Origin of the sequence: Geosporobacter subterraneus DSM 17957 (assembly GCF_900142145.1) — a bacterium.
GTDB lineage: Bacteria > Bacillota > Clostridia > Peptostreptococcales > Thermotaleaceae > Geosporobacter > Geosporobacter subterraneus.
The window spans coordinates 1-18,702 of the sequence record NZ_FQZV01000020.1; the positions used below are offsets into that span (position 1 = coordinate 1).

At 39.5% G+C, this 18,702-nt stretch carries 23 protein-coding genes; 11 read left to right on the forward strand and 12 right to left on the reverse strand.

Going from position 1 to position 18,702, the window contains the following annotated elements:
• From BUB56_RS08470 to BUB56_RS08495, 6 genes are all read left to right on the forward strand, one after another.
• A partial coding sequence (locus BUB56_RS08470) for a transposase (RefSeq protein ID WP_190014331.1) occupies nucleotides 1–162 on the forward strand: 162 nt, incomplete at its 5' end.
• 390 nt (nucleotides 163–552) lie between these two features.
• Nucleotides 553–1,512: an RnfABCDGE type electron transport complex subunit D gene (locus tag BUB56_RS08475; protein WP_110940891.1), complete on the forward strand. Its 960-nt coding sequence runs from the start codon at nucleotides 553–555 to the stop codon at nucleotides 1,510–1,512.
• Entirely contained in the window at nucleotides 1,509–2,111 is a 603-nt protein-coding gene (locus BUB56_RS08480; protein WP_110940892.1) for an RnfABCDGE type electron transport complex subunit G, read from the forward strand. Before BUB56_RS08475 ends, BUB56_RS08480 begins: the two co-directional genes overlap by 4 nt.
• Nucleotides 2,112–2,113: 2 nt before the next feature.
• Nucleotides 2,114–2,734 carry an NADH:ubiquinone reductase (Na(+)-transporting) subunit D gene (locus tag BUB56_RS08485; protein WP_110940893.1) on the forward strand — a complete coding sequence of 207 codons (621 nt, stop codon included), beginning with the start codon at nucleotides 2,114–2,116 and terminating at the stop codon, nucleotides 2,732–2,734.
• Complete coding sequence (locus tag BUB56_RS08490; RefSeq protein ID WP_190014332.1) at nucleotides 2,731–3,321, forward strand: NADH:ubiquinone reductase (Na(+)-transporting) subunit E; 591 nt, start codon at nucleotides 2,731–2,733, stop codon at nucleotides 3,319–3,321. The genes BUB56_RS08485 and BUB56_RS08490 overlap by 4 nt, the downstream gene beginning before the upstream one ends.
• Before the next feature lie 11 nt (nucleotides 3,322–3,332).
• The gene (locus BUB56_RS08495; protein ID WP_110940894.1) at nucleotides 3,333–4,430 is read left to right on the forward strand and encodes an NADH:ubiquinone reductase (Na(+)-transporting) subunit F; all 1,098 of its coding nucleotides are present in this window, start codon (nucleotides 3,333–3,335) and stop codon (nucleotides 4,428–4,430) included.
• Nucleotides 4,431–4,458: 28 nt separating this feature from the next.
• Here BUB56_RS08495 and galU read toward each other — a convergent pair whose 3' ends face one another.
• From galU to BUB56_RS08515, 4 genes are read right to left on the reverse strand one after another with little or no spacing between them, the layout of a single operon-like run.
• A complete protein-coding gene (gene galU / locus BUB56_RS08500; protein WP_110940895.1) occupies nucleotides 4,459–5,352 on the reverse strand; it encodes a UTP--glucose-1-phosphate uridylyltransferase GalU in 894 nt (297 codons plus the stop codon).
• Nucleotides 5,288–6,694, reverse strand: a complete 1,407-nt coding sequence (locus tag BUB56_RS08505; protein WP_110940896.1) for a UDP-glucose dehydrogenase family protein — start codon at nucleotides 6,692–6,694, stop codon at nucleotides 5,288–5,290. The genes galU and BUB56_RS08505 overlap by 65 nt, the downstream gene beginning before the upstream one ends.
• 16 nt (nucleotides 6,695–6,710) lie before the next feature.
• Nucleotides 6,711–7,862, reverse strand: coding sequence for a glycosyltransferase family 4 protein (locus BUB56_RS08510; protein WP_110940897.1), 1,152 nt, complete (start codon nucleotides 7,860–7,862; stop codon nucleotides 6,711–6,713).
• Between the two features lie 14 nt (nucleotides 7,863–7,876).
• Entirely contained in the window at nucleotides 7,877–8,431 is a 555-nt protein-coding gene (locus tag BUB56_RS08515; protein ID WP_110940898.1) for a phosphatase PAP2 family protein, read from the reverse strand.
• Nucleotides 8,432–8,616: 185 nt separating this feature from the next.
• On the opposite strand from BUB56_RS08515, the gene BUB56_RS08520 reads away from it, so the two are divergent.
• Complete coding sequence (locus tag BUB56_RS08520; RefSeq protein ID WP_110940899.1) at nucleotides 8,617–9,633, forward strand: LptM family lipoprotein; 1,017 nt, start codon at nucleotides 8,617–8,619, stop codon at nucleotides 9,631–9,633.
• Between the two features lie 158 nt (nucleotides 9,634–9,791).
• Here BUB56_RS08520 and BUB56_RS08525 read toward each other — a convergent pair whose 3' ends face one another.
• The gene (locus BUB56_RS08525) at nucleotides 9,792–10,856 is read right to left on the reverse strand and encodes an HD-GYP domain-containing protein (RefSeq protein WP_110940900.1); all 1,065 of its coding nucleotides are present in this window, start codon (nucleotides 10,854–10,856) and stop codon (nucleotides 9,792–9,794) included.
• Between the two features lie 168 nt (nucleotides 10,857–11,024).
• On the opposite strand from BUB56_RS08525, the gene BUB56_RS08530 reads away from it, so the two are divergent.
• On the forward strand, nucleotides 11,025–11,456 hold the full coding sequence (locus tag BUB56_RS08530) for a DMT family transporter (protein ID WP_110940901.1): 432 nt from the start codon (nucleotides 11,025–11,027) through the stop codon (nucleotides 11,454–11,456).
• 85 nt (nucleotides 11,457–11,541) lie between these two features.
• On the opposite strand, the gene nadE is transcribed toward BUB56_RS08530, so the two are convergent.
• Complete coding sequence (nadE, locus tag BUB56_RS08535; protein WP_207650416.1) at nucleotides 11,542–12,297, reverse strand: NAD(+) synthase; 756 nt, start codon at nucleotides 12,295–12,297, stop codon at nucleotides 11,542–11,544.
• Between the two features lie 196 nt (nucleotides 12,298–12,493).
• On the reverse strand, nucleotides 12,494–13,417 hold the full coding sequence (cysK, locus tag BUB56_RS08540; RefSeq protein WP_110940902.1) for a cysteine synthase A: 924 nt from the start codon (nucleotides 13,415–13,417) through the stop codon (nucleotides 12,494–12,496).
• Nucleotides 13,418–13,563: 146 nt separating this feature from the next.
• Here cysK and BUB56_RS08545 point away from each other — a divergent pair, with 146 nt between their 5' ends.
• Together BUB56_RS08545 and BUB56_RS08550 are read left to right on the forward strand one after the other, a co-directional pair.
• Entirely contained in the window at nucleotides 13,564–13,926 is a 363-nt protein-coding gene (locus BUB56_RS08545) for a sulfite exporter TauE/SafE family protein (RefSeq protein ID WP_110940903.1), read from the forward strand.
• Complete coding sequence (locus BUB56_RS08550) at nucleotides 13,926–14,288, forward strand: sulfite exporter TauE/SafE family protein (RefSeq protein ID WP_110940904.1); 363 nt, start codon at nucleotides 13,926–13,928, stop codon at nucleotides 14,286–14,288. The genes BUB56_RS08545 and BUB56_RS08550 overlap by 1 nt, the downstream gene beginning before the upstream one ends.
• Nucleotides 14,289–14,296: 8 nt before the next feature.
• Here BUB56_RS08550 and BUB56_RS08555 read toward each other — a convergent pair whose 3' ends face one another.
• From BUB56_RS08555 to BUB56_RS08565, 3 genes are all read right to left on the reverse strand, one after another.
• Complete coding sequence (locus tag BUB56_RS08555; protein WP_110940905.1) at nucleotides 14,297–14,686, reverse strand: CoA-binding protein; 390 nt, start codon at nucleotides 14,684–14,686, stop codon at nucleotides 14,297–14,299.
• Between the two features lie 90 nt (nucleotides 14,687–14,776).
• The gene (locus BUB56_RS08560) at nucleotides 14,777–15,424 is read right to left on the reverse strand and encodes a YigZ family protein (RefSeq protein WP_278319475.1); all 648 of its coding nucleotides are present in this window, start codon (nucleotides 15,422–15,424) and stop codon (nucleotides 14,777–14,779) included.
• Nucleotides 15,425–15,484: 60 nt separating this feature from the next.
• A complete protein-coding gene (locus BUB56_RS08565; RefSeq protein WP_110940907.1) occupies nucleotides 15,485–15,916 on the reverse strand; it encodes an NUDIX hydrolase in 432 nt (143 codons plus the stop codon).
• Between the two features lie 219 nt (nucleotides 15,917–16,135).
• Between BUB56_RS08565 and BUB56_RS08570 the strand changes: the two genes are divergently transcribed.
• The gene (locus BUB56_RS08570) at nucleotides 16,136–16,600 is read left to right on the forward strand and encodes a DUF3189 family protein (RefSeq protein WP_242946267.1); all 465 of its coding nucleotides are present in this window, start codon (nucleotides 16,136–16,138) and stop codon (nucleotides 16,598–16,600) included.
• Here the strand turns inward: BUB56_RS08570 and BUB56_RS08575 are convergent.
• Both BUB56_RS08575 and hflX read right to left on the reverse strand, forming a co-directional pair.
• Complete coding sequence (locus tag BUB56_RS08575) at nucleotides 16,597–17,262, reverse strand: HEAT repeat domain-containing protein (RefSeq protein ID WP_110940908.1); 666 nt, start codon at nucleotides 17,260–17,262, stop codon at nucleotides 16,597–16,599. The two genes, BUB56_RS08570 and BUB56_RS08575, sit on opposite strands and share 4 nt — an antisense overlap.
• A gap of 27 nt (nucleotides 17,263–17,289) precedes the next feature.
• Entirely contained in the window at nucleotides 17,290–18,588 is a 1,299-nt protein-coding gene (gene hflX / locus BUB56_RS08580; protein ID WP_190014335.1) for a GTPase HflX, read from the reverse strand.
• Nucleotides 18,589–18,702 lie beyond the last annotated feature (114 nt).

Consider the following 18,702-nt stretch of genomic DNA (forward strand, 5'->3'; position numbering starts at 1 on the left):
AAAATGCAGATCGATACCATCCGCTTAAAGTTGATCAAGATTGCATCAAAGATAATCCGATCAGCAAGATATATTACATTCAAACTTTGTAGCAGCTGCCCATATAAAGAGGAATTCTACGAAACCTTTGAAAACATAAGGCGACTCCCAAAGTTTGAATAGCAAAAACAGTGAACCTTGGCAATTTCAAAACGGCAAAAACAACCCAAAAACAACTATTACGGGATAAGTCTACCCTTTTTTAGGAACTTTTTCCTTTATATAGATTTTTAAAACTGATAAAACTCAATTTTGAGGGTCTAAATTCATTTTTTAGATCTTCATGAATAATTCAGGTAGAATATTGCAGCTGTAAAAAAATAATATGTAAAGAACCACTCAATTGTATTCTATGTAAAAGATTTGAAGTTGGTGAATCCATCCATTTTAAGCCCTTGTTCTTTTGCAATCTTCTGTTTTCTATTACTAATCGATAGGCTAACCGCATAAAAAATTTTTAAAGTGCTGCGAAGTGGGTATCTTTACTCTATAACACATGAAAGGAGTGTCTCCATGGGGATCGATTATAAGCAGCTGTTCATGAAGCAAAAACTGATGAGAAAGGTAATCATAAGTCTTTTGCCGATCTGCCTTGCTTCAGTTTATTTTTTTGGCTTAAGAGCTCTTGCACTAATGATGTGGGTTACGGTACTTGGTACGCTAACAGAGTGGTTTTTTGAAAAGAGAAATAAAAAACCCATCTCAGAAGCTGTTATTGTAACTTGCATGCTCTATACTTTAACATTGCCCCCTGTAACACCTTTTTGGGTAGCAGGTATTGGCATCATATTTGGTGTTATTTTTGGAAAAGAAGTGTTCGGTGGTTTTGGAAAAAACATTTTTAATCCTGCCCTTGTAGCCAGATGCTTTGTGTATGTCAATTTTCCCACACCGTTGACCATGTATTGGTCAAAACCTGCATCGGAATTTCCCGGAGGTTTTGGCCTATGGCTTACAGAAACCGTTGATGTACTTTCTCAAGCCACGCCAATGTTAATCTTCAGAGATTCTGGACAAACGACCTCTTATCTAAATCTATTTCTCGGGAATGTGGCTGGCTCCCTTGGTGAAACCAGTGCACTCCTCATTCTCATATCCGCAATTTATCTAATATATACCAAATCTGCCTCCTGGCAGACCATGACTGCTGTACTGCTAGGATATCTAACCATGAGCAGTTCTCTGTTTTTAATGGGTTCGGCTACAGTTCCCCATCCTCTATTTGGACTACTCTCGGGAGGACTCCTTTTTGGTACTGTATTTATGGCTACAGACCCCATTTCGTCCCCAATGACCGTAGAGGGAAAGTGGATTTATGGTATCCTTATTGGTATGACTACCGTGATTATCCGAGGCTATGCCCTTTTCGCCGGGGGAATTATGTTTGCTATTCTTATTGGTAATACTTTCGCCCCGCTGATTGATGAAGCCGTCAAAGCCTATAAGAATCATCGAAAGAAGGTGATGGCATGAAAAAAGGAAGCTTATATGCGATTATTTTCATGATCCTGATTACTGCTACTTTCACTTTTGCATTAGCTGCGTTAAATGAAAATACCTCTACTCGTATCGAAGCAAATCAGCTGCTAAAGCAACAGCGTGCAATTCTATATGTTTTTAATATTTCTACTGAGAGCAGAATGCCTGCTGATGAAATCAATCGGCTTTATCGCCAGCACATTCAGGAAGGTACTTTAGGCAATTATGCTGTATATGAAGCTTTTCAAGATGGCAATCCCCTTGGATATGCCTTTTCGATAGAGGGATCTGGCCTATGGGGCTCCATAAGAGGCATCGTTGCTATGAATCCCGAACTGGATAAAATCATAGGGGTGGACTTTCTTGCCCATTCCGAAACACCGGGTTTAGGGGGCAGAATTGACGAGCTTTGGTTTAAAGAACAATTTCGTAATATCTCATTAGGAGATACCTATCCTTTTATTTTTTATAAACCAGCCCAGGAAGGCCTAGTGGACTCAATCTCAGGTGCCACCGCTACCTCAAAGGCCGTTCTCAATATCATCAACGAAGATATCCATAGCTTTAAAGAAAAGACCAAAGGAGGGATTTAGAAATGCCAAAAGCAAAAAAAATATTCATAGAAGGCATATGGAAGGATAATCCAATCTTTCGCCAGATTTTAGGAATCTGTTCTGCGCTGGCAGTTACAAATCTCATGCTTAACTCTTTGGTCATGGGTATTGGATTAATTTTCGTTACATCCTTTTCCAGTTTGACAGTTTCTATCCTTAGAACCTTTACCCCTAAGCATATCCGGATGATGGTACAGACTTTAATTATCTCATCCTATGTTATTATCGTGGATATTATTTTAAAAGCCTATTATCCTGCTATGAGTGAAGCCTTAGGACCTTATGTAGGTTTGATTATTACAAATTGTATTATTATGGGGCGATGTGAGGCCTTTGCACAAAACAATCCACCTCTTGCTTCCTTTTTAGATGGAATTGCCTCGGGCATCGGCTATGCTTTTATTCTGCTGTTTATTGCATTTTTTAGAGAGTTGGCAGGCTTCGGCACCCTTTTTGGCATCCCGGTTTTAGGAGCATGGTGGATGAAATGGAGTATTATGGTGATGCCTCCCGGTGCCTTCTTTATGCTGGCCATCGTCTTATGGCTTGCCAGAAATTTATCTCCAGAGGATGAAAAAGAGAAAGAAGGTGTGACTGCATGATCGAAGTAAGTCCTATTGTCATTTTATTTGCTGCTATTTTTACGAATAATATGATCCTTTCTAATTTCCTTGGCATGTGCTCTTTCATAGCCATATCCAAGGAACTAAATACCTCCCTCGGTTTGGGTCAGGCAGTTACCTTTGTGCTTACAGCAACGACCATTCTGAACTATTTTGTGTATCATTACGTATTGGTGCCTTTTGAGTTAGAGTACCTAAGGTTTATCGTCTTCATTATTGTAATTGCTGCATTTGTACAGTTGGTAGAAATGATCCTGGAAAGATATATCCCCAATCTGTATTATGCACTGGGAATCTTTCTTCCGCTGATTACTGTGAACTGTGCGATTTTAGGGGTATCCTTATTCATGGTTATTCGTCAATATACCCTTATGCAATCTATGGCTTTTGGCTTAGGATCCGGTTTAGGCTGGACTTTAGCAATTCTTGCCCTTGCAGGTATCCGGCAAAAGATTAAAAAGAATAAGGTTCCAAAAGGCTTGGAAGGCCCCGGTATCACCTTGATTATTATAGGCTTGATGGCCTTAGCTTTTCTTGGCTTTTCCGGCATCGTGCAGATTCAATAGGAGGTGTTAATATGACAATCTTAATATCCGTTGCAGTAATCACCTCCATAGCGGCTGTTTTGGCAATCATGCTTACCTTAGCCAATTCATATATCGCAAATTATGGTGAATGTAGAATTTTAATCAACAATGAAAAGGAATGTGTTACAGAAGGGGGCAGTTCATTACTTTCTTCCCTTCGCGACAGCCAAATTTTCATTCCCTCTGCCTGTGGCGGTAAAGGCAGCTGTGCCTACTGCAAGGTAAAGGTTTTAGAGGGCGGTGGTCCTGTACTTCCCACTGAGCTTCCCTATCTTTCTGAGCAAGAATTAAAAGATCATGTTCGATTATCTTGTCAGTGTAAGGTTAAAGAAGATATGAAGATTGAAATTCCTGAGGAATTGTTTAACGTAAAGGAATACAAGGCTTGTGTAGAAAAAATCCAAGACCTTTCCCCTACCATCAAGCTGCTCCGTTTAAAACTGAATGATCCTGCGGAAATCACCTTTAAGGCCGGACAGTATGTTCAGTTAAAAGCACCACTCTATGAGGGTAATGAAGAAGAAGTCTATCGTGCATATTCCTTGGCATCCAGTAATGCAGATAAAGATTATATCGAACTGATTATTGGTTATGTCTCTAATGGTATTTGTACTACCTATGTGCATAAACATCTAAAACTGGGGGATGAAGTGCTGTTTAACGGTCCTTATGGTGATTTTTATCTTCGGGATACAGACCGGGAAATTGTCTTAATTGCTGTAGGTACAGGAATGGCTCCGATCCGTTCAATCCTATATCAAATAGAAGCGGAAGCTATTCAGCGAAAAACCTCCTATTTTTTTGGTGCCCGTACCCTCGATGATCTGATCCTGTCAGAGGAAATGCGGAGTTTTGAGAATAGGCTCCAGAATCTCAAATACTATCCTGTCCTTTCCAGGCCAAGGGTAGAAGACCAATGGACTGGAGACGTTGGCCGTGTTACGGATTTGATTCAACGCTATATTACAGACGGCAGCAATATGGAAGCATATCTTTGCGGTAGTAAAGCCATGATAGAATCTACTGTTGGGGCATTAAAAGAGAAGGGGATTCCCGAGGAATCAATTTACTATGATAAGTTTGATTAAAAAATGCGGCTCAAATGAGCCGCATTTTTTAGGCAATTTCACTTGCCACCTGTCTATATTCTTCGACAATCTGCTGCAGATAACGATAGAGTTCTCCGCCTATATCTTCTCTATAAAGGGCTGTTTCAATGGTAGCTTGAAGATAACCCAATTTATCCCCTACATCATATCGCTTTCCCTGGAAGGCATAGGCATAAATCGGTTCTTTTTCATTGAGCTGTTTTAGTGCGTCGGTCAATTGAATCTCCTTGTTCTTACCGGGCTTTAGATGCTCAAGTATTTCAAATATACCTGGTGTAATAATATATCTTCCCATAATGGCCATATTTGTGGGGGCCTCCTCTAGGCAAGGCTTTTCTATCAGATTCGTCACCTGATAAAGGGCATGCTCCATCCTATCGCATGAAATAATTCCATATTTCGTAACATCCCTATATTCGATTTCCTGAACCCCCAGCACCGTACTTTGATACTTTTCATATACGTCTAGCAGCTGTCTTAAGCAGGGTTTTTGACTTTGTACAATATCATCTCCCAAAAGCACTGCAAAGGGTTCTTTTCCAATAAAGGATTTTGCACAATAGATGGCATGTCCTAACCCAAGAGGCTCCTTCTGCCGGATATAGTGAATATTGGTACCGCTGGAAATATTCTGGATGTTTTGAAGCAAGGAAAGCTTGTTTTTCTTTCGAAGCTCTATTTCCAGCTCTATGGATTTATCAAAATGATCCTCTATGGAACGCTTATTTCTGCCGGTTATTATAAGAATATCTTCTATCCCCGATTCCAATGCCTCTTCAACAATATACTGTATTGTGGGCTTGTCGACAATTGGCAGCATTTCCTTTGGTTGCGCCTTAGTTGCAGGTAGAAACCTGGTTCCAAGTCCTGCCGCTGGTATAATTGCTTTTTTCACTCTCATTAACCTTTACCACTCCTTCCTTTAGTTTCCTCTGAGCTGTCTCTTCTGAGCCAATTCCCATGGGATAATAATCAAATCCCTTCTCTCCCATTGCTTCTGAAGCAAAAACGTTTCTGCCGTCGATAAAAATTGTGCGTTTCATGAGCCTGCGTATTTTCCTTAAGTTCAATTCCTGAAACTCCGGCCATTCCGTTAATAATATTACTGCATCACAGTCTGTCACTGCATCATAAGGATTGTTGCAGTAGGTTATAGGAAACTGGAGGACAGACTGCATACTGGCATTGGCCACCGGGTCATATACCCTGATCTGTGCACCTTTTCCTCTCAGATCCTTAATGATTTGCAGGGCAGGTGCTTCACGAACATCATCTGTTCCAGGTTTGAATGCAAGGCCTAGAATCCCCACCTTGATTCCTTTCCAATCAGCTATATTTTCTTCTAATATTCTCAAGGGTTTTTGTTTCTGCCCCTCATTTACTGCTAAAGTTTGTCGGATAATCTTAAAGTCATACCCATATTTTTCCCCGGTTTTTAGCAGTCCTTTCACATCCTTTGGGAAGCATGCCCCGCCAAAACCGACCCCTGCCTGTAAGAATTTATTGCCGATACGCTGATCCATACCCATTCCCTCAGCGACCGCTCTGATGTCTCCCCCAGTCTTTTCGCAAAGATTGGCCATTTCATTAATAAAGGATATCTTTGTTGCTAAAAATGCATTGGATGCATACTTTATCAATTCAGCACTTTCCGGATTGGTAATGAAAAACTTCTGATGAAAGGGTTTATACAACTCCCGCAGTACTTCTACAGCCTTTTTGGATCTGCTGCCGATAACAATGCGATCTCCATGGAAGGTATCATATACCGCTGTACCTTCCCTTAGAAATTCAGGATTAGATACTACGTCAAAGGATATATCTTTCCGGAGATTTTGTCTGATGATCTGTGCGACTCTTACGCAGCTACCAACCGGAACAGTACTTTTATTTACAATAACGCCATAAGAAACCAGACTTTTTCCGATTTCTCTAGCAACCTCCTCTACCTGAGACAAATCTACATCCCCGTCTTCCAAGGAGGGGGTTCCTACGGCTATAAAAATTACTTGTGTATCCTCTGCCACTTCTTTCATATCTGTTGAAAAGCTCAACCTCTGCTCTTTTATATTTCTGCAGATCATATCCTCTAAATGAGCTTCGTAAATTGGAGATATTCCTCGCTTTAACTTTTCAATTTTCATTTCATCTTTGTCTATGCAAATGACCCGGTGACCAATTTCAGCCAGGCAAGTTCCTGTAACCAATCCTACATAGCCAGTTCCTACAACTATAACTTTCATCATCATTTCTCCTCTGTTAAGCCGTCTGTTTACTATTGGATAAATATTTTGCATCTTTTATAACCTGTTGATAGCTCTTTACCAGATCTTCAAAAACACGATCCCATCCCATATCCATGGCATATTTTCTTCCATTAGAGGCTAATTTTTTCCTCAGCTCAACATTGAGCAACAGTTCCTCTGCCCCATGATAAAAAGCATCTACCTGTCCTTCGGCACAGCCGATTCCATTATATCCGTCTATTAGATTCTCCAATATCCCCCCAGCATTGCAAGCAATGACAGGGATTTCCGAAGCCATGGCCTCAAGAATCACATTGCCATAAGTTTCAGTAGAAGATGGAAATAAGAATATATCGGAGGATGCATAGATTTCAGACAATTCTTCCCCTTTTAAAAATCCCGTAAATGTCATATTATCCGGTGCTGTTTCCTTTAGTGTTTTTGTTAATGGCCCATCTCCTACCATCAAGAAGTGTACATCATCATGATATTTCTCATTAAGCCGCTGGGCAACGGCCATAAAAATATCTAAATCCTTCTCGGGAGACACTCTTCCTACATATAAGAATACCGTCTTGCCTTCAAGGTTCATTCTTTGACGAAGAGCTTTACTCCTATATACAGGGGAAAATTTTTCTGTTTGAATCCCTCTTCCCCAAACCTCAAGATTTTCAATTCCATGACTCTCAAGAAGCTCTAGAGTCATCCGAGAAGGGCAATAGGTTTTCGCACAAAAGCTGTGAAACCACTTAAAAAAACTCCAGGATACATTGAAGAGAAACTTTAAATTGAAATATTCAAGATATTGAGGAATGTTAGTATGGTAGGAAGCTACCAAAGGGGTTTGCGTATCCTTTGCATACTTTAAACCGCAAAGCCCTATATTGAAGGGAGTTACTACATGTACCAAATCCGGCTTAAAAGCATTCAACTGCTCCATCATCGAAATATAGTTAGGCAGCGTAACTCTACATTCTGGGTATAAAAAAAATTTGAAGCTAAAAAATCGGATAATCTTATGATTGTATTCTTCGTTGCCCTCTAGAGGGGCAAACACCCGATAATCAATTCCATTATCTTCAAAGTATCTGATTAACTTATCTAGAGTATTGGTTACACCATTGATCTGTGGTAAGAAGGTATCGGTGAAAATAGCAACCCGCATTTTTCTTCCCCTCCTTATAGATTAAAAATCTGTTGAATCCATGGATAAAATAAAATATGATTGATGGCCGCAAAAATCGTTCCTATGATCATGCCCACCACTACATCTGAAGGGTAATGAACCCCCAAATAAACTCTTGAAAATCCTACAATAAATGCAGTGCCTATAAAAATCCATGAAAGAAGGGGAAAGTGAAATGAGAGGGTGCATGCCAGAGAAAATGCTGCCGTCGTATGGCCTGATGGAAATGAATAATCATATAAATGCATATTAAAGGTATTTATATCTGAGAGATTTAGGAAGGGTCTTGGTCTTGTAAAAACTTTTTTCAAGTAGTGTACGAAAATATGACTGGTACTCAAAGCTGCAATAGACTGCCATCCCATAGCTTGGAATGCATCGCTTCCGAAAATAATAAGGATTAATGCCGTTGTTACTGTAAAAAAGGCGCCTCCAAATCCCGTTATAACGGGAACCAGCCTGTCAAATAAGCTACACTTAAATCCATCATTGAACATATAAAATAATTTTAAATCCCCCACATGGATAAGTCTGATGATCTTATTCATAAAATCTCATTCCTCCTTTATTTTCATTTTTATTGTATTACAAAATGTCCTTTCCAAAGGTTATTCCCTTGTAAAGCAAAAGTTAGCTTTAGGTTAAATTTATCGTCTGCTTCTATGGTATGCAGCCAGGTTTGCAGTATGATTCTTCTTGTGCAGGAAATACTAAATTAGAGGTGATATACAGTATGAGAATGAATAAAAAAGGAATTCTGTTCCTGCTGATGATAAGTATGATCCTGATGATCACTGGCTGCGGTCAAAAACAAAAGAAGCCAAGTCCTCAGTCTGAAAATCAGCAAAAACCTATGCCAAAAACCATTGAAGAGATCGAGAACGACGCGATTAAAATCATGCAGCTAGCTGACCTCGTCCCCTATTTTGAAAAAGCCATTGAAGAGAAAAAAGCAAAAGAGGAGCAACAAAAGCAGGAAGCGGCACAACAAACCATGGCACAAGGCAGCGCACAAGATGGTGGTCAGGGTGGCGGAGGTCAAGGAGGTGATCAAGGTGGCGGCCAGCAGGGCCAGCAAAGTCAGCCTGCCGGTGGCGGCCAACAGGAACCCCCACAGCCTCAACCACGAACCTTGGGTGACGTAATCCTAACAGAAGTGTTGCTCAGGGAGAAAACAGGAGGGGAAAATAATCAAATGCAAAAGCCTCCTGAAGATATCACAGAAACCTGGAAGGAAATCAACACAACCATCAAAGGAATTCATGATAAGTGGAATGTCCTGGAGCCTGTATTAATGGAAGAGAATGTACCTTCGGAAACCATTGTCGGGTTTGAAAATACCTTAGACACACTTACAGCCCACGGTATGCAGAATAAATATTTTGAAACATTGTCAACAGCGAATCTCCTCACTTCCCATTTACCTAAATTTATGGGAAACTTTAAAAAAGATGTCCCTCCTACGGTATTTACATTAAAGTTCCTCGTTCGGAACGTGGTAATCACTGCAGCTTCGGAAAATTATCAAGGTGCTCAGGAAAGCCTAGATAAGATTAAAGAGCAGTCTCAAAGCGTCAAGTCAAAATTGATAGAAAAAAAGGCGAAAACTACAGCAGATAAATTTGATGCTTCCGTATCCAATCTACAAAAGTCCGTGGAGAAGAAGGACCTAAACCTCATAAAAATTAACGCAAGTATTGTTATGAAAAACATAGGCTTAATGCGTGATGATTTGGCTGGTTCCATATAAAAAGGCCCACTGTGTGGGCTTTTTTATATGGAAGCAAAAACAGGATTGATAGAGAAAGGTCCTTAAGTTCTACTACTACTTAAAAACTCGGACTAAATCCTGGCTTTTCGCTCTCTCTACAATCCTGTCCAATTTTATTATTTGCTGTCTTTCATAGATTATTCATCACAAATTTCTTCAATAAATACAGTAAGATGTTTTTGCAGATCAATCTCTTCAAATTCACTACTGCTATGGAGTTTTTCATCCTTTATGATTCTCACAATGGGTCTGGTAGGCGAATACTGGTTATTATCTATCACAATTCCCTTTTGTGCTGTATTTAAGCGTACAATCGTTCCAACTGGATATAAAGTCACATGATTTAAAAACAGCTTTACAATATTATAATCAAAATTATAATTGCCGGTAGATACTAAGTACTCAATGGCTTTGTCAGGGGCAACCTTCTGCTTATATATACGGTTGGAAGTCATCGCATCATAGGTGTCTGCAATCGCAACGATTTTTGCAAATTCATGGATCTCATCTCCCTTTTTTCCATAAGGGTATCCTGAACCGTCTATCCGCTCATGATGCATAAGGGGAATTCCTCTTGAAAGGGTACTGATATCTCTATGACGTTTTAGGATTTCGTACCCGTATTCCGGATGTTTCTTCATAATTTCTACCTCAGAAGCTTCAAGCCGTCCAGGCTTATTCAGGATTTCCAGAGGAATCTCCGTTTTTCCGATATCATGCAATATGGCCCCAATCCCTAAATCTCTCAGCCGCAACTGGTTATACCCAAGAGCTTTCCCGATAACGATCGCCACCACGGCCACATTAACAGAATGGGCAAAAGTATATTCATCTACACTTCTTAAATCCGCCAAATTAATCATAATATTTTTATTGGAAAGCAAGTCATCTACAATTCGATTAACAATTTCGCTTACTCTGGGTACGTCGAAACTCTTCTTTAGCCTTAAATCACGAACAGCTTGGCAGATCGTACGTTTTGCTGCAATCCTTGTCTGATCATCAATGATATCCCGTATATGTATATCTTTAGAAATCTCGTCTTCTATGTAAATCTCATAAATGCCTATTTCCTTTAACCGGTCAATATAGCTTCCTGTCAGTCTTACCCCTTCTGCCAGCAGCACCTTTCCTTCGCAGGAGTATATGCCCTTTGCTAAGGTCATTCCAGACACTACATTTTTTAGCTTGATCAGTCTCATATAACCCCCGCTCCCATACAAACAGTTTTTTTCTATAATAATCAATACGCTATGAAATCAATTTTTCCTGCACTGAAAAAGTACTATATTTTTTCCTAATTTCATCCTTAATTGCCATTTTCCTGAATATATAATAAATGGGGAATAATCGGAAAGGGGTCAAGGTAAATGAAAGAGTCTCTTGCACTAATATTTGCAATTCTCGCCGGAATTTTTACCACCTTAGAGGCAAGTATTAACGCTAAGCTTGGAAAAATTGTCACGCCTAAAATCGCCACACTCCATAACCTGCTAACAGGGGTACTGGTTATATTGGTTGCAAATATTTTAAAGGGTACTATTCATCAGTATCGCAAGATTATTCATGTGAATCCCCAATTGCTTGTTGGAGGTATCTTCGGTACCTTTATTGTGTATTTTGTTACAAAAGCCATTCCGAAACTTGGTGTAGCTACTACCCTGACAATTATTGTCGCCTCTCAAGTTATTAGCGGTCTCTTTTTTGACATCGTCATTTCTAAACAGGATCATCTGGATTGGTTTAAGTGCTTTGGTATTATCCTTCTGCTTTTGGGAACCTATCTCACAGTAAAACAATAAGAAAGGGTTGCTTCGCCCTGGGAAAGCAAAAACACACCAACTTTACTTTGATGGTGTGTTTGATATAAAAAGTTGATATGCTTTTCTAGAATACAGGAGGCCCCTCCGGCATCCTTCGTTTATGTTCAGACCGCTTATGAAGTCTCTCAATGATTTCCCTATCCCGCTGTGGAATTTCTTTTCCTTCCAATAAATCATCTACCATATCGTAGCTGGTACCCATTTCCAATTCGTCGGTTTGTCCTTCCCATAGTCCAGCGCTGGGAGGGCGATCCAATACACTTTGAGGTACACCTAAATACCTAGACCACGCATACACCTCTCTCTTCTTCAAATGAGTGATCGGTAAAATGTCTACACCGCCATCACCATACTTTGTAAAGTATCCAGTATACACCTCTGCGGCATTGTCCGTTCCTACTACTAGATAATTTAACGCATTTGCAACACTATATAAAGTACTCATCCGAAGCCGCGCTCTTAAATTTGCATCACTTAAACGTAGATTGTGCCCTGCATCCCTCAGAAGATCCTCACCTAAAACACTGGTAACCTTTTGAAACAAATTGTCGTGTATTTGTGTTAATTCTACCTCAATATGCTTGATGCCACAAGCTTCAACTACTTTCAGCGCATCTTCTCTATCCTTAGGATTACTTTTACAAGGCATGATAACTCCCATAGAATTCTCTGGAAAGGCTTTTCTAATTAAAAATGCAACCAATGCAGAATCGATGCCACCGGATATGCCTACGACCAGCCCATTTGTTCCAGATTGCTTCACCTTCTCTCTAAGCCATTCCACTGTTAAATCAATTTTTTCGGCGATGCTTCTTTCCATTACCTTAACCCCTTTCTCTAATGCTGAGCGCTGCCATGGATTTCAATCATTTTACATATTATAACATAAATAATCAGCAAATTTTCATAGAAATAAGTTTAATTTTCCTAAGTTTTTCTCTATGCTTTCGAAGCTGGCTGCACAACGAAAATAAAGACATGGATCATCATCACGCAATCCATGCCCTCTATCATGCTTATTCCATATCAAATAAAGGTGTACTGAGGTATCTCTCCCCATAGCTTGGAATAATCACAACAATCTTTTTTCCTTTTCCTAAGGATTTTGCCTGCTGTATTGCAGCAAAAACTGCAGCTCCTGAAGAAATTCCTACGAGAATCCCTTCTTCTCTTGCCATTTTTCGTGCATACTCCATAGCCACTTCATCTTCTACCTGCACAATTTCATCAATTACATCTGTATTCAATATTTTAGGAACAAAACCTGCACCAATTCCTTGAATCTTATGAGGCCCTGGCTGACCGCCGGAAAGTACAGGAGAATTCTTAGGTTCTACCGCAACAATCTTTACGTCGCCAATTGCATTCTTTACGACTTCTCCAATACCGGTGATACTTCCACCGGTGCCCACGCCTGCCACCAGCATATCAAATTGACCATCCATCTGATCTAAAATCTCTTTAGCGGTAGTATTTCGATGAACTTCAGGATTTGAAGGGTTTTCAAACTGCTGAGGCATAAAATACTCTGGATTTTCCTTAGATATCTCCACTGCCTTTTCAATTGCCCCCCGCATTCCCTTTACTCCTTCTGTTAAAACCAAATCTGCACCAAATGCCTTGAGCAGCTTTCTTCTTTCTATACTCATTGTCTCAGGCATGACCAAAATGACTTTATAGCCCTTAGCTGCTGCAATCATAGCCAAACCAATACCGGTATTTCCACTGGTAGGCTCGATGATTACAGAACCTGGCTTTAATTTACCCTCCTTCTCCGCAGCTTCGATCATGCTCAGGGCAATACGATCCTTTACGCTGCTGCCAGGGTTAAAAAATTCAAGCTTTGCGTAAACATCTGCATCTTCATGCCCTACCAATTTATTCAGCTTAACCATTGGTGTATTTCCTATTAGCTCTATAATACTATTTGCAACTTTCATTTTATAACCTCCATTTCATACTTTTCTTATCGGAATTTATGGTATTATTTTATGCTATTTTATTTTATCTGTCAACCTACTAATAAAAATATTTTCATTGTTCAAACTATAGGATAGTGATGTATTAAAAACGATAGGAGATTCTTATGAATAAAAAATCTTTTTCCTTTAAATTATTATTATTGGGTTTAGTTTCTGGAGTTATGAATGGACTTTTTGGTGCAGGCGGTGGAACGATTTTAGTTCCGGGTATGTTTTTTCTTTTAAATGTAAGCCAGCATAAGTCCCATGCTACAGCCATCGCCATTATCCTTCCATTAACTTTAGTCAGTGCCTTCATTTATATACAGCATGGAATTATTGTTTGGGATGTAACCTTAAAAGTCATCTTAGGCGGTGTGGTGGGAAGCTATATTGGTGCTCGGCTTTTCTCCCGAATCCCCGATCATTTACTCCGAAAAGCTTTTGGTATTTTCATGATTATTGCAGCAATAAGGATGGTGTTGTAATGGTTTTCATTCTAATCGGTCTATTCTCTGGGATAATTGGTGCAATGGGGATTGGAGGAGGAACGATTTTAATCCCCGCTCTAATCCTTTTTACGACCCTAGACCAACAGCAGGCACAAAGCATAAATCTAATCTCATTTCTGCCGGTTGCGATTGTGGCCCTCTTCACCCATTTTAAAAATAAAAATATTGAGATCAAACTCTGCCTTCCATTGAGCCTATTAGGTATACTGGGAGCTATAGGAGGTTCTTTTCTGGCTGTAAATCTCCCCTCTGAATTACTGCGCAGACTTTTTGGCATTTTTCTTTTTTTTATGGGTCTTTATGAGTTCTTTTGGAAAGAAAAAAGCCGTACGAAATAGTACGGCTTTTATCCCAGCGCTACTAAAACACAATCATAATAAACAATCTTCAATCCCTTGCTTTCTGCCAAATCGATCGTGTCTTCATCAAATGTTCCAGGCTGAAACCATACGTACTCTATGCCTGCCTTCTCTATCTCTTCTAAAAAGCCCTTACTGACAGCCGGCGGTACCACCATATCTACACATTCTGGCTTTACCGGAAGTGATGCTAGGTCGTGATAGCATTCATCTCCATCTACCTCATTATAGTTTGGGTTTACAGCATATACTTCATATCCTTTGCTTTTTAGCTTCTTATATATTTTATAGCCAAACTTCTCTACATTGGGTGTAGCCCCAATCACCGCCCATGTTTTTTTCTCTAGCATTTCCTTTTTTAATAACTCCATATCCATAGTATCTTCCTCCTTTGATCTTTTACGCATATTATTATATACCCATCCCCAGAAAACTTATTCTCTTATTCAATGTCTTATTCAATGCAATTATTCTTTCATCAGTCGTCCATGATATTCATTCAAATAAAGTGTATCTACTACATGAATATCAGCCTTTCCGTTGGTTAGATTTGTGATGTTATGAATCATCTGCTTACTATGCTCTACAGCTACATATACAGATAAATTAACCTTATCCTCAAAAATAGTGTCTTTGATTGTGTATCCCTTACCCATTAGTTCATTTTGAACCTTTCCTAAAAGGGTATAATCGATTTTTATGCCTACTACATCATATAAAGCTTTTTCGATCATTTTTGCTTCCTGTAATGCAAGCTTTGCTGCAGCTGTATAAGCTCTCACTAAGCCTCCGGTTCCTAATTTAATGCCGCCAAAATATCTTGTCACCACAATCGCCGTATTCTTGATCTCTTCTTTTTTTAACATATCCAGAATAGGTACTCCTGCTGTTCCTGCAGGCTCTCCATCATCACTATAACGCTGAATATCATCCTTTTCCCCGATCATATATGCAGGCACATTGTGGGTTGCACTTTTATGTTTTGTTTTAATGCTTTCTATAAAAGCTAAAGCTTCCTCCTCATTTGCCACTGGTTTTGCATATCCTATAAATCTTGATTTTTCAACGATATGCTCCGCCTCTCCGTATTGAAGGATTGTCTTATATCTTTTCAGCATGCTCAAGCCCCCTTAAAAAATTGGAAGAGTAGTCAAATGCACTACTCTTCATTATCATTATACCATTAATTCTTTTTCTGATAACTCTTTAAATTTTCTATAGGAGAGACTTACCAGAGAACGATCCTGACTGTAAGTAATCCTATCTAATGCTTCATCAATCGAAAAGAATCCTACATCCTTAAAGCCTAATTCCTTGTTCAGGTTGCAATGGTTATTTGAAGCACTCATCAAATACCAGGTTATTTCGTTGCACACAGGTTTTTGTCTGGAAATAGAATAAAATTCGTAACAAGTTTCTCCAATTGTAGAGACAATCTCAGCATCTATACCGGTTTCTTCCTTCACACGGTTAATCGCTGTGTCTCTTGCGAGATTCCCATTACGAATTGCACCCTTTGGCAGTACCCATTCATCTTTTTCATTTTTTAAAATCAAGACCTTGTCCTCCAAAAAAACTACACCGCCTGCACAACTTCTAAAAAGCATTGGACGATTCCTCCCTCCAACATATTTAATAATATCATATCTTAAAGCCCAAGTTTTTTCAAGACTATTCAGAAAACTTTCTATAGAGTAAAGTATTTATTGAAATTGTCTAGTCAGATTTTAACTATTCTATAGTATATCTTTATTTTCCAATATCATGTATAGGTTTTTGATAAATTTTTATATTTTTTTTGCAGGTGGTTAAAATAGTATTTGGAGGTGATATTTCTGCACATTATTTATCATTGCGTCGGAGGTTCTCATTCCTCCTCTACCGCTGCCGCTATCCATTTAAATATGCTCCCCATCGATCACACTCCCAATACTTTCGATCTTTTGCATATTCCCTTTTATGATACACAGGAGAAGGTTGACCGTGGCAGGATTTTTTTACGTGGAATAGATGAGTACGGAAACTATGTATACAACTTAAGCAGACAATTTATTCCCCATCTTATGCTGCCTGCAATCTTAGATCTATGGGAAATTTTAGGACAAAACAAAGAGGACATCCTATTTGTGAATACGATGCCCTGTGTAAATATTTGGATGAAAATAGGAGGCTTTTCTTCAAGGAGACTGGAATGGGTTAAACTTGGGCGTCCTATTGTGGCAAAGGGTACACTAGCCGCCTATGATTGTCTAATCAAGTTGGTGCAGGAGACAAAAAAACAGTTTCACTAATCAATGGAATATCTCATTTCAATCTTTTTGATCGCCTCCTCAAAAGCCCGCCTCACATAGTCCCGTTCATTGGGATTGTATAGCAAATGCCGGATTTTTTGTACGGTTTTCCTATCGCCCAGGTTTCCCAAAGCCTTAGCTGCGTATTGCCTTACCTGCGGCTTTGTATCTACTAGTGCCTTATGAAGATAGTTCAAGCTGCTCACATCTCCAATTTTTCCTATGGCCGAACAGGCTAATCTTCTAACATTGCCATGGGGGTGATGTATATCCTCATGAATGCATCCTAGAAGCTCCCTTAACTTTAATTCCCCAATCAACCAAATAACCAGCATCTTATCTTCTGAATGATTAATTTCAAAGTATTTCTTATAAATTTCTCTAGCTAATACGGTTTTCTCATTTGTTGTCATGGCTTTTAATATATCTTTTCTTTCTCTCTTATCCATTTCAATCATCCGTTCTAGCAAGGTTTTTTCTTTCCGGTCTGCTGAAAGCCTTTCCCACTTTGCCCGAATCAGATGATGATTTACTTCCTCTACACTTAATCTTCTGATTTTAGCGATGAGCTCCACGTCTTTTCCCTCTTTATAGAGCAGATACGTCATCAAATGTTCATCCTTTTCCCCTAAATCCTGCCAGCTTAATGTATGCAACTTCATGTATCTTCCACACCCCGCCTCCGCTGCTTATCGGATAAAACTGCTGTATCTATTGTAATCTGCAGTATTTAGCCATGTTTCTACCAAAACACCCTCTTCCTGATAGGCTGTAGAAAGAACCTTGGTGTTATCGCAGAGATAAGAAACAATATCCCCTCGATTGTACGGTATTAAGAGAGATACCTTTTTCTGGTCATAAAAGAGCTTTTCCTTCACCGCTTTTAGCAGTGCATCTAAACCAATGCCCTTTGCTGCAGAAAGATGGAGTATATTTTCCCCTCTAGGCACGTACCTATTTTCTTCCTCCAGCCGGTCGATCTTATTATACACAAGAATTGTAGGTTTATCCTTTACACCCAGCTCTTCCAGTACATTTTCAGTAACCTTTATCTGCATCTCATAGTCCCGATTGGTCACATCCACCAAATGGATAATCAGATGAGCATCCTGTATCTCCTCAAGGGTCGCCTTAAAGGCATCAATCAAAGCATGAGGCAGCTTGCTGACAAAGCCTACGGTATCAATTAAAATGAATTCCTCTTTATCTGGCAGCTGGATTTTTCGATGGGCCGTATCCAATGTAGCAAAGAGCATATCCTCTGCATAAACGCTCTTGTCTTCCTGATGAAACCCTGCATAGCTTAGTATTTGATTCATCAAAGTAGACTTTCCCGCATTAGTATAGCCTACAAGCGCTACTACAGGGATTTCACTCTTTCTTCTTTTACCTCTTTGGACCTCCCGATTCTTCTTAATTTCTTCCAGCTGCTGTCGAATATCATTGATTCTATCCAATATATGTCTTCGATCTAATTCCAGCTTTTTTTCCCCAGGTCCTCGGGTACCGATTCCTGCTCCTGTCCGTGAAAGAGACCTTCCCAATCCTACAAGCCTTGGCAGACGATAGCGCAGCTGTGCCAGCTCTACTTGCAGCTTTCCTTCCTTAGATTTGGCCCGCTGTGCGAAAATATCCAAGACTAAAGTAGTTCTATCAATCACTGTTACTTCCATCAGTTCTTCCAGATTTCGTATTTGAGCACCGGACAGTTCATCATTAAAAATGACTAGATTGGCATCCAGGGCATTACATAAAATTTGGATCTCCTCAGCCTTACCCTTCCCGATATAGTATGCAGCATCGATACGCTGCTTGTTTTGTACTACCTGTTCAAGTACTTCCGCTCCAGCTGCTTTTGCCAGATCCTTTAACTCCTCCATAGAGTTTTCAATCGTAGTAATCTCATCCCGGCTTCCAGTACTAACGCCTACTAAAATGGCTCTCTGCTCTATGTGTTCAATAATTTCGTTGTTTTCATTAAATTGCATATCTTCACCAACCCTACTTTTCTATATATCTTTTATTATACTCTAAATCTGAGCAAAAACATCAAGGATTTTTAAGTGTTTATAATCAACAGTTTGCAATAACTGGCTCTTTGA

Excerpts from the sequence above, each read along its gene's own strand:
- BUB56_RS08565 (WP_110940907.1), bottom strand. The coding sequence starts at position 15,916 with ATGCTTTTTAGAAGTTGTGCAGGCGGTGTAGTTTTTTTGGAGGACAAG.
- BUB56_RS08575 (WP_110940908.1), bottom strand. The coding sequence starts at position 17,262 with ATGAAGTTGCATACATTAAGCTGGCAGGATTTAGGGGAAAAGGATGAA.
- hflX (WP_190014335.1), bottom strand. The coding sequence starts at position 18,588 with ATGCAATTTAATGAAAACAACGAAATTATTGAACACATAGAGCAGAGA.
- BUB56_RS08485 (WP_110940893.1), top strand. The coding sequence starts at position 2,114 with ATGCCAAAAGCAAAAAAAATATTCATAGAAGGCATATGGAAGGATAAT.
- BUB56_RS08495 (WP_110940894.1), top strand. The coding sequence starts at position 3,333 with ATGACAATCTTAATATCCGTTGCAGTAATCACCTCCATAGCGGCTGTT.
- BUB56_RS08530 (WP_110940901.1), top strand. The coding sequence starts at position 11,025 with ATGAAAGAGTCTCTTGCACTAATATTTGCAATTCTCGCCGGAATTTTT.
- BUB56_RS08515 (WP_110940898.1), bottom strand. The coding sequence starts at position 8,431 with ATGAATAAGATCATCAGACTTATCCATGTGGGGGATTTAAAATTATTT.
- BUB56_RS08550 (WP_110940904.1), top strand. The coding sequence starts at position 13,926 with ATGGTTTTCATTCTAATCGGTCTATTCTCTGGGATAATTGGTGCAATG.
- BUB56_RS08490 (WP_190014332.1), top strand. The coding sequence starts at position 2,731 with ATGATCGAAGTAAGTCCTATTGTCATTTTATTTGCTGCTATTTTTACG.
- galU (WP_110940895.1), bottom strand. The coding sequence starts at position 5,352 with ATGAGAGTGAAAAAAGCAATTATACCAGCGGCAGGACTTGGAACCAGG.
- BUB56_RS08545 (WP_110940903.1), top strand. The coding sequence starts at position 13,564 with ATGAATAAAAAATCTTTTTCCTTTAAATTATTATTATTGGGTTTAGTT.
- BUB56_RS08480 (WP_110940892.1), top strand. The coding sequence starts at position 1,509 with ATGAAAAAAGGAAGCTTATATGCGATTATTTTCATGATCCTGATTACT.
- BUB56_RS08505 (WP_110940896.1), bottom strand. The coding sequence starts at position 6,694 with ATGAAAGTTATAGTTGTAGGAACTGGCTATGTAGGATTGGTTACAGGA.
- BUB56_RS08475 (WP_110940891.1), top strand. The coding sequence starts at position 553 with ATGGGGATCGATTATAAGCAGCTGTTCATGAAGCAAAAACTGATGAGA.
- BUB56_RS08525 (WP_110940900.1), bottom strand. The coding sequence starts at position 10,856 with ATGAGACTGATCAAGCTAAAAAATGTAGTGTCTGGAATGACCTTAGCA.
- BUB56_RS08520 (WP_110940899.1), top strand. The coding sequence starts at position 8,617 with ATGAGAATGAATAAAAAAGGAATTCTGTTCCTGCTGATGATAAGTATG.
- cysK (WP_110940902.1), bottom strand. The coding sequence starts at position 13,417 with ATGAAAGTTGCAAATAGTATTATAGAGCTAATAGGAAATACACCAATG.
- BUB56_RS08555 (WP_110940905.1), bottom strand. The coding sequence starts at position 14,686 with ATGGATATGGAGTTATTAAAAAAGGAAATGCTAGAGAAAAAAACATGG.
- BUB56_RS08510 (WP_110940897.1), bottom strand. The coding sequence starts at position 7,862 with ATGCGGGTTGCTATTTTCACCGATACCTTCTTACCACAGATCAATGGT.
- nadE (WP_207650416.1), bottom strand. The coding sequence starts at position 12,297 with ATGGAAAGAAGCATCGCCGAAAAAATTGATTTAACAGTGGAATGGCTT.